This window comes from Mycolicibacterium diernhoferi (assembly GCF_019456655.1).
GTDB classification, from domain to species: Bacteria; Actinomycetota; Actinomycetes; order Mycobacteriales; family Mycobacteriaceae; genus Mycobacterium; species Mycobacterium diernhoferi.
This window is the reverse complement of record NZ_CP080332.1, coordinates 1,089,502-1,104,107: the sequence shown is the minus strand read 5'-3', so window position 1 is coordinate 1,104,107 and position 14,606 is coordinate 1,089,502. Positions and strand designations below refer to the sequence as shown.

10 protein-coding genes are annotated in these 14,606 nt (G+C 69.4%); 4 read left to right on the top strand and 6 right to left on the bottom strand.

What is annotated here, in order from left to right; all coding sequences use genetic code 11:
- Positions 1-66: 66 nt before the first annotated feature.
- From recC to recD, 3 genes are all read left to right on the top strand, one after another.
- Positions 67-3,231, top strand: coding sequence for an exodeoxyribonuclease V subunit gamma (gene recC / locus K0O62_RS05235; protein ID WP_073856987.1), 3,165 nt, complete (start codon positions 67-69; stop codon positions 3,229-3,231).
- Between the two features lie 73 nt (positions 3,232-3,304).
- Positions 3,305-6,556: an exodeoxyribonuclease V subunit beta gene (recB, locus tag K0O62_RS05230; protein WP_073857175.1), complete on the top strand. Its 3,252-nt coding sequence runs from the start codon at positions 3,305-3,307 to the stop codon at positions 6,554-6,556.
- Complete coding sequence (recD, locus tag K0O62_RS05225; RefSeq protein WP_073856988.1) at positions 6,553-8,175, top strand: exodeoxyribonuclease V subunit alpha; 1,623 nt, start codon at positions 6,553-6,555, stop codon at positions 8,173-8,175. The genes recB and recD overlap by 4 nt, the downstream gene beginning before the upstream one ends.
- A gap of 11 nt (positions 8,176-8,186) precedes the next feature.
- On the opposite strand, the gene K0O62_RS05220 is transcribed toward recD, so the two are convergent.
- The 5 genes from K0O62_RS05220 to K0O62_RS05200 form a co-directional block, all read right to left on the bottom strand.
- Positions 8,187-8,336, bottom strand: a complete 150-nt coding sequence (locus K0O62_RS05220) for a hypothetical protein (protein WP_097934051.1) — start codon at positions 8,334-8,336, stop codon at positions 8,187-8,189.
- Positions 8,337-8,546: 210 nt separating this feature from the next.
- Entirely contained in the window at positions 8,547-10,025 is a 1,479-nt protein-coding gene (locus tag K0O62_RS05215) for a glycoside hydrolase family 130 protein (protein WP_073856989.1), read from the bottom strand.
- Positions 10,022-11,038: a glycosyltransferase gene (locus K0O62_RS05210; RefSeq protein WP_073856990.1), complete on the bottom strand. Its 1,017-nt coding sequence runs from the start codon at positions 11,036-11,038 to the stop codon at positions 10,022-10,024. The genes K0O62_RS05215 and K0O62_RS05210 overlap by 4 nt, the downstream gene beginning before the upstream one ends.
- Entirely contained in the window at positions 11,026-12,171 is a 1,146-nt protein-coding gene (locus K0O62_RS05205; RefSeq protein WP_073856991.1) for a glycosyltransferase, read from the bottom strand. Before K0O62_RS05205 ends, K0O62_RS05210 begins: the two co-directional genes overlap by 13 nt.
- 192 nt (positions 12,172-12,363) lie before the next feature.
- Positions 12,364-13,113 carry a GAF and ANTAR domain-containing protein gene (locus K0O62_RS05200; RefSeq protein ID WP_073857176.1) on the bottom strand — a complete coding sequence of 250 codons (750 nt, stop codon included), beginning with the start codon at positions 13,111-13,113 and terminating at the stop codon, positions 12,364-12,366.
- A gap of 149 nt (positions 13,114-13,262) precedes the next feature.
- Here K0O62_RS05200 and K0O62_RS05195 point away from each other — a divergent pair, with 149 nt between their 5' ends.
- Positions 13,263-13,391 (top strand): CsbD family protein, encoded by a 129-nt coding sequence (locus tag K0O62_RS05195; protein WP_097934053.1) that lies wholly within the window; start codon positions 13,263-13,265, stop codon positions 13,389-13,391.
- Here K0O62_RS05195 and K0O62_RS05190 read toward each other — a convergent pair.
- A complete protein-coding gene (locus tag K0O62_RS05190) occupies positions 13,381-14,490 on the bottom strand; it encodes a fatty acid desaturase family protein (RefSeq protein ID WP_073856992.1) in 1,110 nt (369 codons plus the stop codon). The two genes, K0O62_RS05195 and K0O62_RS05190, sit on opposite strands and share 11 nt — an antisense overlap.
- Positions 14,491-14,606: the final 116 nt, after the last annotated feature.

The following is a 14,606-nucleotide window of genomic DNA, read 5'->3' as shown; positions in this document are numbered from 1 at the left end:
GAGCCACGCAAGTGAGTTGCCGGTGACCGCACACCCCTGTCGGACCCGCGCACTACGCTAGCGCCGATGGCCTTGCACCTGCACCGCGCGGAGCGGACGGATCAGCTCGCCGACGGTCTGGGCGCACTGCTCGCGCAGCCGTCGGCCGACCCGTTCGCCACCGAACTGGTGCTGGTGCCGGCCAAGGGGGTGGAGCGCTGGCTCAGCCAGCGGCTGTCCAACCGCCTCGGCGTGTGCGCGAACGTCCAGTTCCGCAACCCACGCTCGCTGATCGCCGAACTGACCGATACCGCGGACTCAGACCCCTGGGCCGCCGACGCCATGGTGTGGCCGCTGCTGGCGGTCATCGACGACAGCCTCGACGAGCCCTGGTGCGCCACCCTGGCCAACCACCTCGGCCATTTCGCCGCCGGCGAGGAACGCGAACTGCGCCAGGGCCGCCGCTACGCCGTCGCGCGCCGACTGGCCGGGTTGTTCTCCTCCTACGCACGCCAACGCCCACGGCTGCTCCTCGACTGGGCCGACCTGCCGTCCGACCTGGCCTGGCAGCGCCCGCTGTGGGACAAGCTGGTGCAGCGCATCGACGCACCGGCCCCGCACGTTCGGCATGCCGAAACCCTTGCCCGGCTTCGGGACTCCCCCAGCGACCTGCCCGAACGGCTGTCACTGTTCGGGCACACCCGGTTGCCGTCCACCGAGATCGAACTCCTCGGCGCGCTGGCCACCCACCACGACCTGCACCTGTGGCTGCCGCACCCCAGCCAACCGCTCTGGCAGGCCCTTCAGGACATCAATCAACCGGTCCCGCGCCGGGAGGACACCAGCCACCGCGTTGTCGGGCACCCCCTACTGGCCACCCTGGGCCGCGACCTGCGCGAACTGCAACGCGGCCTGCCTGCGCCCGATACCGACGAATTCTTGCCCACCGCAACCCATCCCGATACCCTGCTCGGCTGGCTGCAGTCCGACATCGCCGCCGACGCCATCCGCCCCGAGGGCCGCACCCATCACCCGGCCGACCGCTCGGTGCAGGTGCACGCCTGTCACGGCCCGGCCCGCCAGATCGACGTGCTGCGCGAGGTCCTGCTCGGCCTGCTCGCCGACGACCCGACCCTGGAGCCGCGCGACATCCTGGTGATGTGCCCGGACATCGAGACCTACGCACCACTGATCACCGCCGGTTTCGGCCTGGGCGAGGTGGTCCGCAATGCGCACCCGGCGCACCGGCTGCGGGTCCGGCTGGCCGACCGCGCCCTGGTCCAGACGAATCCGCTGCTCGCCGTCGCCGCGCAGCTGCTGGCCCTCGCGGGTGGACGGGCCGGCGCCAGCGAGGTGCTCAACCTGGCCGCCGCCGCACCGGTGCGGGCGCGGTTCAGCTTCACCGATGACGACCTGGACGCCATCACCGCCTGGGTGCGTGAGGCCAATATCCGGTGGGGACTGGACCAGCCGCACCGCGCACCCTATGGCGTCGAATTCCTGCACAACACCTGGCGATTCGGTGTCGACCGGGTGCTGGCCGGGGTCGCCATGTCCGAGGATTCGCGGGCCTGGCTGGGCACCACGCTGCCGCTCGACGACGTCAGCAGCAACCGGGTCGAGCTGGCCGGGCGGTTCGCCGACTTCGTGCAGAAGCTCACCGACACCATCCACGCGCTGAGCGGCACCCGGCCGCTGTCGGACTGGCTGCAGGCGCTCACCGCAGGTATCGAGGCGCTGGCCCTCGACGAGGAGGAGTGGCCCGCGGCCCAGGTGCAGCGCGAGTTCGCCGACATCGCCGACCGATCCGATCCCTCGGTGCTGTTGCGGCTGAGCGATATCCGCGCGCTACTGGGCCGGCATCTGGCCGGCCGGCCGACCCGCGCCAACTTCCGCACCGGCACCCTGACGGTGTGCACCATGGTCCCGATGCGTTCGGTACCGCACCGGGTGGTGTGCCTGGTCGGGCTCGACGACGGAGTCTTCCCCCGGCTCGGTGCGGTCGACGGGGACGACGTACTGGCCCGCGACCCGGTGACCGGCGAGCGCGATATCCGCTCCGAGGACCGTCAGCTGCTGCTCGACGCCATCGGCGCGGCCACCCAGACGTTGGTCATCACCTACACCGGGGCCAACGAGTACACCGGACAACCGCGCCCCCCGGCGGTGCCGATCGCCGAACTGCTCGACACCCTGGCCGTCTCCGCGGCCGGCGTCGAGGAGCTGGTGACCCGGCACCCGTTGCAGCCCTTCGATGTTCAGAACGTGCAGCCCGGCGCGCTGATCCCGGACGCACCGTTCACCTTCGACCCCACCGTGCTGGACACGGCCCGCTCGATGGCCGGCCGGCGCGCCCCGCAACCGGTGTTCGTGTCCGGTCCACTGCCGGCCCCGCCGCCCACCGATGTGTCGCTGGCGGACCTGATCGCCTTCTTCAAGAACCCGGTGAAGGGTTTCTTCCGCGCGCTGGACTACACCCTGCCCTGGGAGGTGGACGGGGTGTCGGATGTGATGCCGGTGGAGATCGACGCGCTGGCCGAGTGGACGGTCGGTGACCGGATGCTCGGCGACATCATGCGCGGCATGACCCCGCAGGACGCCCAGCAGGCCGAATGGCGGCGCGGCACACTGCCGCCGGGCAAGCTCGGCTGGCGCCGGGCCGTGGCGCTGCGCGATCAGGTGGCGCTGCTGGCCGCCGAGGCGTTGCGCCACCGCCGCGCCGACGGGCAGGCGTTCGACGTGGACATCGATCTCGGCGAAGGTCGCCGGCTGACCGGGACGGTGAACTCCGTGTTCACCGACCGGCTGGTCAGCGTCACCTATTCCAAGCTCGGCGGCCAGCATCTGCTGGCCTCCTGGATTCCGTTGTTGGCGTTGACCGCTCAGCGGGGCCAGCGGTTCTCGGCGGTATGCATCGGCAGGCCGCCGCGCGGCACCGCGCCGCGCACCCAGAGCCTGGATGGCCCGAACGACTCGGTCGGCGTGCTGCGGGACCTGGTCGACATGTACGACGAGGGTCGGCGCCGCCCGTTGCCGCTGCCGATCAAGACCTCCTACGCGTGGGCCGGCGCCCGCTACGTCGGTGACGACCCGGCGCAGGCGGCGACCTACCGGTGGCGCAACGAACGCGACGACCCGGCCATCACCCGGGTGTGGGGCCGCGACCCGGACCTGAGCGAACTGGTCGGCCTCGACGAGTACGCGCAGCGGTTGTGGGTACCGCTGCTGCACGCCGAGGGGGTGGCGCCGTGAGCGACGCTTGCGGAGTGAACCGTAGATCGACACGTGGGAGCCGAGCTTGCGAGGCAACCGCGTGAGTCCGCAGGTGTGCACCTTCGACCTGACCGGGCCGCTGCCCGCCCCGGCCTCGACCACCGTGCTGGAGGCCAGCGCCGGCACCGGTAAGACGTTCGCGTTGGCCGGTCTGGTGACCCGGATGGTCGCCGAGGGCCGGGCCAGGCTCGACGAGATGCTGCTCATCACGTTCGGCCGGGCCGCCAGCCAGGAACTGCGCGAGCGGGTGCGCGGCCAGATCGTCAGCGCGCTGGCCGCTTTCGAGGATCCGTCCGCCGCCGACAACGATCTGCTACGTCACCTGATCGCGCAGGATCACGACGCCCGCCGGCTACGGCTGCGCGATGCGCTGGCCGGATTCGACGCCGCCACCATCGCGACCACCCACCAGTTCTGCCACATCGTGCTGAAATCGCTCGGCGTGGCCGGGGACAGCGACAGCGGTGTCACGCTGGTGGAAAGCCTCGACGAATTGGTGTCCGAGATCGTCGACGATCTGTACCTGGCGCGGTTCGGCAACGAGACCGACAATCCCCTCCTGAGCTACCGGGACGCCCAGAAGCTGGCCACCCAGGTGGTGCGCAACCCGGCCACCGAACTGCGCCCGACCGAGGCCGACCCGGACTCGCTGACCGCGGAGTGCCTGAGCTTCGCGCGAAGCGTGCTCGAGGAGTTGGAGATCCGCAAGCGCCGCCGCGGCGTGCTGGGCTACGACGATCTGCTGACCCGGTTGGCCGACGCGCTGGCCGACCCCGATTCGGCGGCGCGGGTGCGGATGCCGCAGCGCTGGCCGGTGGTCATGGTCGACGAGTTCCAGGACACCGACCCGGTGCAGTGGCAGGTGATCGAGCGGGCGTTCGCCGGAGCGTCGACGCTGATCCTGATCGGCGACCCGAAGCAGGCCATCTACGCGTTCCGCGGCGGCGACATCGACACCTACCTGCGCGCCGCCGAAACCGCCGGGGACAAGCAGACCCTGGGCATCAACTGGCGCAGCGACGCCGCCCTGGTGGACCGGTTACAGGTGGTGCTGGGCGGCGCCCAACTGGGCGGGCCGGGCATCGTCGTGCACGACGTCAAAGCGCACCATCAGGGACACCGGCTGGCCGGGGCTCCGCGCAACGATCCGTTCCGGCTGCGGGTGGTGACCCGCGGGACCAAGAGCACCCGCACCATCGGCATCGACCGGTTGCGCGAACACATCGGCCGCGACCTGGCCGCCGACATCGGCGCGCTGCTGAGCAGCGGCGCGACCTTCGCCGGGCGCCCGCTGCAGGCCCGCGACATCGCCGTCATCGTGGAGACCCACAAGGACGCCCGGGCCTGCGACGCCGCGCTCGCCTCGGCCGGGATCCCCGCGGTGTACACCGGGGACTCCAATGTGTTCGCCTCGGCCGCCGCCCAGGACTGGCTGTGCCTGCTGGAGGCGTTCGAGCAACCGCACCGCCCCGGCCTGGTACGCGCGGCAGCGGCGACCATGTTCTTCCGGGAGACCGCGGAATCCCTTGCCGCCGGCGGAGACTCACTGACAGACAGGGTGGCGGAGGAACTGCGCAGCTGGGCCGGGCACGCCCGCGAGCGTGGGGTGGCCGCGGTGTTCGAGGCCGCTCAGCTGGCGGGGATGGGCAAGCAGGTGCTGTCCTGGCAGGGCGGGGAACGGTTGATGACCGACCTGGCCCACGTCACGCAGCTGCTGCAGGACGCCGCGCACCGGGAGGGCTTCGGGCTGCCGGCGCTGCGGGACTGGTTGCGCACCCAGGCGGGTGAGGACACCGGGTCCGCCGAACGCAACCGTCGCCTGGACAGCGACGCCGCCGCCGTGCAGATCATGACGGTGTGGGTGTCCAAGGGACTGCAGTACCCGATCGTGTACCTGCCGTTCGCCTTCAACCGGTATTCGCCGGACCCGAATCCGGTGCTCTACCACGACAACGGGGCACGCTGCCTGCACGTCGGCGAACCCGACCCGATCGTGCTGCGCACCGGGAAGGCCGAGGCCGCAGCCAACGACTCCCGGCTCACCTACGTGGCGCTGACCCGGGCCTGCTCGCAGGTGGTGGCATGGTGGGCGCCGTCCTGGGATGAACCCAACGGGGGGCTGTCCCGGCTGCTGCGCGGCCGCGCGCCCGGTGAGGCCGAGGTGCCCGCGGTGTGCAGTCCCGCCAAGATCTCCGACGCCGACGCGCTGGCCCGGTTGCGGGCCTGGGAGCAGGCCGGCGGCCCGGTGCTGGAGGAATCGGCGGTCGAGCCGATCATCCCGCCGGTGCCCGGGCCCGCGCCCACCGGTCTGGCGGTGCGCCACTTCCACCGCGCCATCGACACCTCGTGGCGGCGCACCTCGTACTCGGGTCTGCTGCGCGCCGCCGAGGAATCCCCGGTGTCCAGCGAACCCGAGGTCGCCGAACTCGATGACGAGGTGGCCGACATCCCTCTGGTGGCACCGGCAACCGGTGCGGATGTGCCGTCTCCGATGGCCGACCTGCCGACCGGCGCCGCCTTCGGATCCCTGGTGCATGCGGTGCTGGAGACCGCCGATCCGCTGGCCGGTGACCTGGCCGCCGAACTGGAGCAGCACGTGCGCCGCCATGCCGAACGCTGGCCGGTGACCGTCGAACCCGCCGAGTTGGCCGCCGCCCTGGTACCGATGCACGACACCGATCTGGGCCCGCTGGCGCCCGGCGTGACGCTGCGCCGGATCGGATTGGCCGACCGGTTGCGGGAGCTGGACTTCGAGTTCCCGATGGCCGGCGGGGACAGCGCGGCCCACGGGTTCGCCCGACTGGCCGATGTCGGCGCACTGCTGGCCGAGCACCTGAGCGCCGACGACCCGATGGCGTCCTACGCGGCGCGGCTCTCGGCCGGGGCGCTGGGCCGCCAGCCCCTGCGCGGGTATCTGTCCGGGTCGGTGGACGCGGTGCTGCGCATTACCGAGAACCAGGTTTCCAAATACCTTGTGGTCGATTACAAGACGAACTGGCTGGGGGTCGCCGACGCACCGCTGACCGCCGCCGACTACGGCCGCGAGCGGATGGCCGAGGCCATGCTGCACTCGGACTATCCGTTGCAGGCGCTGCTGTACAGCGTGGTGCTGCACCGGTATCTGTCCTGGCGGCTGCCCGGTTACGACCCGGACCGGCATCTCGGCGGGGTGCTCTACCTGTTCGTGCGGGGCATGTGCGGTGCGCACACCCCGACGCAGGACGGGCATCCGGCCGGAGTGTTCAGCTGGGCACCGCCGGCCGCGCTGGTGATCGCCGTCGCCGACCTGTTGGGGCATGCATGACCATCGACATCGACTTCGAGCCCGCCGATATCCAGGTGGCCCAACGGTTGACGGCGTTGGCCGGGGAGAGCTCCGAGGAGGTGGCGCTGGCCGTGCGCCTGGTGGTGCGCGCCCTGCGCGGCGGGTCGGTGTGCGTGGATCTGCGCGAGGCGGCGCCGTCGGTGGGACTGCAGCCCGATGCGTGGCTGGCGGCGGTGGCGGCGAGCCCGCTGGCCGCCACGCCGCCGGTGCTGCGCCTCTTCGGTGACCTGCTGTATCTGGACCGCTACTGGCTGGAGGAACAGCAGGTGTGCGCCGATGTGCTGGCGCTGGTGGGCACCGTCCCACCCGGGGAGGCGCCCGACGTGTTGCGACTGTTCCCCGACCAGTACGCCGAACAGCGCACCGCGGCCAAAGTGGCGTTGTCCCAGGGACTTACCGTGCTCACCGGCGGGCCGGGAACCGGCAAGACGACGACCGTGGCGCGGCTGCTGGCGTTGCTGGCCGAGCAGGCCGCGCTCGCGGGCCGTCCGTCGCCGCGGATCGCGCTGGCCGCACCGACTGGGAAGGCGGCGGCGCGGTTGCAGGAGGCGGTGCAGTTGCAGGTCGACGAACTCGACCCGCAGGACCGCGCCCGGCTGGCCGGCTTGCGGGCCACCACGCTGCACCGGCTGCTCGGGGCACGCCCGGACACCTCGTCGCGGTTCCGGCACCATCGCGGTAATCGGTTGCCGCACGATGTCATCGTCGTCGACGAGACCTCGATGGTGTCGCTGACCATGATGGCCCGGCTGCTGGAGGCTGTGCGCCCGCAGACCCGGCTGCTGCTGGTGGGCGACCCGGATCAGCTGGCCTCGGTGGAGGCCGGCGCGGTGCTGGCGGATCTGGTGGACGGACTGGGCGCCTCGCGGGTGGCGTCGTTGACGACCTCGCACCGGTTCGGTGCGGCCATCGGCGAGCTGGCCGCCGCGGTGCGCGCCGGGGATGCGGACGCGGCGCTGGAGGTGTTGCGGGCCGGTGACGAGCACATCGAGTGGCTGCCGTCGGCACACTCGTTGCGGGATGTGTTGCTGCCGCAGGCACTTCGGCTGCGGGAGGCATGCGTCCTCGGCGATGCCGCCACCGCGGCGGCGACGCTGGACGAGCACCGGCTGCTGTGCGCGCACCGGCGTGGGCCGTTCGGGGTGGCGCACTGGAATCGTCAGGTGGAGCGCTGGCTGACCGAGGCGACCGGTGAGCCGCTGTGGTCGACGTGGTACGCCGGCCGCCCGATCCTGGTGACCGCCAACGACTATGGCCTCAAGCTGTACAACGGGGACACCGGGGTGACGGTGGCCGCGCCGGACGGGCTGCGGGTCGCGATCGGTGGGCTGTCGTTCACGCCGGGCCGCCTCGTCGAGGTGGAGACCATGCACGCGATGACGATCCACAAGTCCCAGGGCAGCCAGGCCGACGAGGTGACAGTGCTGCTGCCCCCGGAGGACTCCCGGTTGCTGACCAGGGAGCTGTTCTACACCGCTGTCACCCGGGCGAAGAGCCGGGTGCGCGTGGTGGGTTCAGAGGCCGAGGTGCGCGCGGCGATCGACCGGCAGGCGGTACGCGCAACGGGGCTGGGGCCGCGACTGCGGCAGCGGCCCTGAGAACGGGCGGGTCAGACCGTCTTCGCGGCGAAGGCTGCGCTGGAGATGATGCCGATCGCCAGCGCGATCGTGCCGTATCCGAGCACGGCGGCGGCGACGACGGCGGCGATGGAACCGGCGCCCAGCAAGACCATCACAATGGCGAGGAGTACACCGCTCATGTCCAACCCTTTCGTATGACTGCCGTCACAATGTAGCGCACGACGTGCGATGAATCACATTCAATCGGGCATCGGTTTCGCGTCGGTTGCTTACGCGCATTTGCCCAGTGCACCGGCCGGTTTCGCGGTGCGGAACGAATATTTTGTTAGATCGACGCAGCACTACCCGCCAGCTGGCTCAGTTAGAGGAGCTAACCTAAATCCGCGGGGTCACCGACGCAGCGCGGACAGCAACATCGACAGCGGCACGGTGGCGATGCCGATCGCGGCGTCGCCGATGCCGTACGGCAGCACCAGCGTGTCGGCGTGCACCAATCCCCCACACGAGTACACGACGTTGGGCACATAGCCGTCCTGCTCGCCGGCGGCGGGACTCAGTAGCGGCTCGGCCAGCCGGCCGATCATGCGGGTCGGATCGTCCAGGTCGAGCAGGATCGCCCCGATCCGGTAGGTGCGCATCGGCCCCACACCGTGAGTGAGCACCAGCCATCCCTCCTCGGTTTCGATCGGCGGGCCGCAGTTGCCCAGCTGCAGGGCCTCCCAAGCCTGCATCGAATGCTGACAGGGCGCTGTCGTGTCCCACACCGACAGATCATCGGTGTAGGCCACCATGTTGGACTCGCGGTCCGACCTGGACATCCCGGCGTATCGCCCACCGATACGGCGCGGGAACAGCGCCAGCCCCTTGTTCGCGGCAGCCCGACCGACCATCGGCACCGACGTGAACGATCGGAAATCGGTGGTGGTCAACAACTGCTGACTGATCCGTGAACCGCTGTAGGCGGTGTAGGTGGCGTGGTAGATGACCGTTCCGTCGTCCTCAACGAAGCGCACGAACCGCGCGTCCTCCATCCCGACCGCTTCGGCCGCGGTGACCGGCCACAGCACACGCTCAGAAAGCGCTGTGGCCGAAGGGAATTCGAGCGCATAGCTACGATCTGCAAGCGTCCGGATCTGTTCGATGGTGGCCAGGGCATGGCCCCGGGTGGCGCGGTGATCGTGCAGTCGGTCCAACTGCTCGTCCAGATCAAACCGGGTGAACGATTCCCCGAGTGCACCGAACACGAACCCGGCTGCTTCCTCGGCATCATTGCGGCCGACGAGCTCGCTGCGGAACGCCGCCGCGTCGAGCAGCGTCGGCGTGACCGTACCCGCCGTGGCGAACGGCACCGCATCCTCGACGTGTACCCGACCGGCCCCGTCGACGGTTCCGGTGCGGAACCCGATGGACGATCGGTGCCCCTCGCCGATCCCACGGACGCTCATCACGAAGCGCAGGCAGCCCGCCGCGACACCACCCTGATCAGGATGGGCCACCATGCTCGGATTGCACAGCGCCGCACCCTCGCTGGCGACCTCGTTGGTGAAGGTTGCGCCCAGCAACAATATTCGCGCTTGGGACAGTTCGAGATCGGGATCGAGCCGGTCGGCGAGCTCACGCGCGTGCCGGCCGAACGTGACTTCGAGATTTCTGTGGCGCCCGGCGAAACGTGCGATGACATCATCGAGCGCCGCCTGAACCTCGCTCTCGTCGAGTGCGAAGATCCGTCTCAGCACCGCCCCCGACCGTGACTCCCGGTCCTCGAAACCTTCCTGGCCGGGGACGAACAGCTGGGTGAGGACCCGGGAACGGTCCGCCTCGAGTCGTTGCGGGCTCCGGGTGACCAGCGTGTCCCAGGTCAGGGTCATTGCGGGACACCGGCGAAGCGCTGCGCCTGCTGGAAGGTGGACAGCATCGCGAGCGTCGACTCCGCGCCCCTGTTCATGTTCACCCCATCGCGCTGCAGTCCGTCGAAACCCGCACCGCTGTCCGGATCCCACATCAGCATGCCGGCGTCGTTGTCACCCTGGAACCAGGCGACGGCCGCCCGTACGGTATCCGGCCAGATCGCAGCCGCATCCATGGTTGCGGCGCGCGCGCAGGCGTCGGCCAGCGAGGACACCTCGATCGGCTGCTGGTCGAAGGCGGGCCTCGGCTCGCCGGCGGACCAGCCGCCGGCCGGAGTGGGTGACAGATGACCGTCGCCGGTATCCCGTTCGATGAGCCAGCCGAGCAGGTCCAGCCCGCGCTGACACAACGCCGCGTCATCGAGCGCACCGCCGGCAGCGATCATCGCCTCGGCGAGGATCGCATTGGCATAGGTGAGCCGTTTCTCGGGCCACGGCCAGTCGTCGTCACCGGTCGGTTCGGGCAGAACGGTGACATAGTCCTTGAGCAAGGATCGGGCTGCCTTGTTCGCCGGATCGACGCTGAGCAACTCCGCGGCTCCCACCGCGGCGAATGCCATCGCGCGCGGCCAGCGCGAACGCGCATGTGCGGCCCGCTCGAACTGCACCACCGACAGCCTGCGGATCAGCCCGGTGTCACTGTGCGCGGCGGCCGTGCCCAGGCCCCACAGACACCTGCCCCAGCAGTCCTCCAGAGCGTACGAGTCGGTCCACCGCCCGTTGACGTCCATCCGGTTGCGGCACCCGCCGGAATACGCCTGCGCCTCATCGAGAAACCGCACCGCCACCCGCTCGAGCGCGCGCACGGTTGCGTCGGGCTCGGGCTGACGACTGGTCACAACGAGCACCCTGGCCATATCGTCGGTGCAGTACCCGTGTTCGCGCCGGGGTTCTGCGCCGAGTGCGTGTTCGAACGTGCCGTGCTGATCGGAGATGCGCAGCAGGTGGTCGAACCGCACCGTTATCGGCGCCACGAGCGGGCCGCTTGCTTCGCGATGAGTCGTTGCGCCACAGCCTGATAGGAACTGGCTATCACCGGCCAGGCCATGGTGGGCGCCAGCCGACGCGCCTCCGCCGCCATGCCCCCGGCCAGCCGGGGATCGGACAGGACGGATCGCAGTGCTGAGGTCATGGCATCCGGATCATCGTGGTCGACGACCAAACCGGCACCGGTACCGAGCAGTTCCACCGCATGCGGGAAGGCCGTCGCGACAACCGGACGGCCGCTGGCGATCGCGTCCACCAGCACCCCGGACGTCACCTGTTCGGTGGAGTCGTACGGCAGCACCACCAACGCAGAGGTCTGCGCGAGAGCCGACAGCGATGCCGTGCTGCGGTAGGTCGGGTCGAAAGACACCGACCCCGCGACCCCTACCCGCTTCGCCTGCTCCGTGCGCGCATCCCGGTAGGCCTCACCGTCGGCGGCCAGCACCTTCGGATGCGTGCGCCCGGCGATCAGGTACCGCGGGTTACCCGGGAGGTCCTGCAGAGATTTCATCGAGTCGATGACCCGCTCGACACCCTTGCCCGGGCCGAGCAAGCCCCACGTCAACAATGTCGGCCGCCCGTCACGCTTGTTGGGCGCTCGGGTGGGGGCGGACGAACCGTGCGGGATCATGGAGACCTTGTGCTCGACATCGAATCCGGCACCCAGCAGCGCTCTGGCCGCCACGGACATCACGACCACGCGATCGGCCAGCGCCATCACGGACGCCAGCACCCAACGCTGATGCGGGGTCGGGTCTCTGGGCACCGTGTGCAGCACGACGATCGACGGAATTCGAAGGGCGCCAAGTATATCGATGACTTCATCGCCGTCTGTACCACCGTAGATCCCGAACTCGTGCTGAATGATCGCGACGTCACTACCGCTGAGCAGGTCTGCACATCGAGTGACGGACGCGGGAGATCCGTTGGTCAACTCGCCGACGACGCGATCGCTGAGGCTGGGTGACCCGTCGGCCACCCGCACCACGTTGACCTGGGAGCCGTTGGCAGACAGGCCATCGACAAGTGCCGCGCTGAAATTTGCCAGGCCGCACGGCGTGGGCGGATAGGTGCTGAGCAGGCCGATGGAAGGAACGCGTGGGCGCGAGCGCTCCCACACCGGGGTACGCGAAACGTGAAAACTGGAAGCGATGGGGGCAATGGTCAACGGTGATCCAAACAGACGGATGACACCTGAATGTCCGGCGCGAGCGATCGCTCGGCGAGTTCAACGGCGGACAGCTGACTCATCCCGGACCGGCTGGGGTCCCAACTTCCTCCACGTTACACCTCCTGACCCGCATTCACCTGGTCAGCGTGGGCGGAGGCGGGCCCTGCGGACGGCCTCGTCGACAACCCGTTCGGCAACTTCGGCCAGTTTGCGTTGTTCGGCCTGACTCACCGCACGCAACTGCGCGAACGCCTCGGCGGCACTGCGACCCGTGCGCGACCGGATGATCCCGATCGCCTGATCGATCACCGGCCGCGTTGACAGCGCCGCCCGCAACTGATCGGTCAGCGTCAGCGCGTCGGCGAGGATTCGGGCGTTGTGCACTGCGACCGCAGCAGGCTTTGCGAAAAGTTCTCCGAACTCGGCGGCGTGCCCACCGAAACTGTCCTTGCCGTACGCATACACGGTGATCGCGCCGACCACCTGGTCCGCTACGGTCAGCGGCAACGCCAGGGCGCTGTGCACCCCCATCCGGCCCACCCGCGGGCCGAACCGCGGCCACGACCGGTCACCGCCCAGCGACCCCGACCAGACGGCGCGCCGCAGCTCCACGGCGGTTAGGCCGGGCCCCTCGCTCAGTGTCTGGTACTGGATAGCGTCGACCTCGGTGACGAACGGCACGCTGGCCGCCCGTGCCACCACCGTCCGGTCGTGCGGTTCACCGCACAGCAGCGTCACCCCGGCACCGTCGGCGCCCGGTATTGCGCGGACGGCCGACCCAGCCACCTCTGCCAACACCTGCGGCAAACCGAGACTGTCGGCGACCAGGCCGGCGAGCCGGCTCAGGCCGGCCTGCAGATCGGCTGCCGCCGCGGTCGTGTCGTCCTTCACCGGGAACTCCGCCTTCCCCAGACCGGACCTGATCTTAGTCGACACGCCCGCGCCCCGATCAGGTGTAGCGTCAAATCAAACGCCCGCAAAGGGATTCACGGCCGGCAATCGCACAGAGGCGATGCGGCAACAGACTCAAGGGCGCAACAGTGGCCACCAAGAGATACGTCGGGTGGGCCACGGACAATCGTCGGCTGCGCAACGAGGGCCATATCGAGCAGGCAGAGAACAACGTGCGGCAGGTCGACGACAAGAGCACCGACACCTTCAAGGTGTGACCCGGATCGGTCGCCCGGCAAGGGCGGCCCACCCGCCATCGGGCAACGCGAGGCGGAAGTTGGTCCGCACCGTCTGCAGATACTGACAGGGCAGCGACCCGATGGTGTAAGGGATGTCGTACTTGCCACACAGCTCACGCACCCGTGCGCTGATCTGTGCATAGCGATTGCTCGGCAGGTCCGGGAACAAGTGGTGCTCGATCTGATAACAGAGGTGTCCGGACGAAAACGCCAGTACCGGACCGGCTTTGAAGTTGGCAGCACCCAACATCTGCCGCAGATACCAATGCGCCCTGGTCTCGGCACGCAGGGATTCGGGGGTGAACTGCTGCACGCCGTCGGGGAAATGCCCGCAGAAGATCACCACGTAGGCCCACAGGTTGCGCAGCAGATTGGCGGTGGCGTTGGCGGCCAGGGTCCTGCGCCACCTACGCAGGCTCAACGCCGGCAGCAGGAGGTAATCCTTGACGATCTGCCGGCGAACCTTGGCGTACATTTCCCGAGCCACCGCACGCTTCTCACCCTCGGTAGTGACTCGTTGCTGTTCGGAATGAAATCCGTGCCGGGCGATCCCCCACTCGAAGACGGCGGCCAGCAGCAAGTTCCGCAGCGGCTGCAGCAGGTGGTCACGCTTCCACGGCTGATCGCGGGTCACCCGCAGTACCCCGAACCCGAGATCATCGTCCACGCCGAGCACATTGCTGAACACGTGATGGCGGTAGTTGTGCGAGTACCGCCAGTGCGCCGACGGGCCCACCATGTCCCATTCCCAGGTGTTGGAGTGGATTTCCGGATCGTTCATCCAGTCCCACTGGCCGTGACTGACATTGTGACCGATCTCCATGTTCTCGATGGATTTCGCGTATGCCAGGGAGAACGTGCCGGCCAGCCATCCGCCCCTGGAACGGCTCCCGGCGATCAGCAACCGGGCCACCACGTCCAACGTGCGCTGGAAGATGATCACCCGCCGGATGTAGGCCGCGTCCCGCGCCCCGAGGGACTCCGCAACGTCCCTGCGTACCAGATCCAGTTCGGCCCCGAACGACTCCACGTCGGCTGCGGACAGGTTCGCGTACGACGCGATGTCACTGATTGCCACCTGGTTCCCGATCCGTCTCAACCGGCGGCAGGGTCCGGGCCACCTGAGTTCGTCGCTCCCAAGCCTAGGCTCGAACGACCGTCCGCGCCACAGGGCCACCCCGATGAGCAAGACTG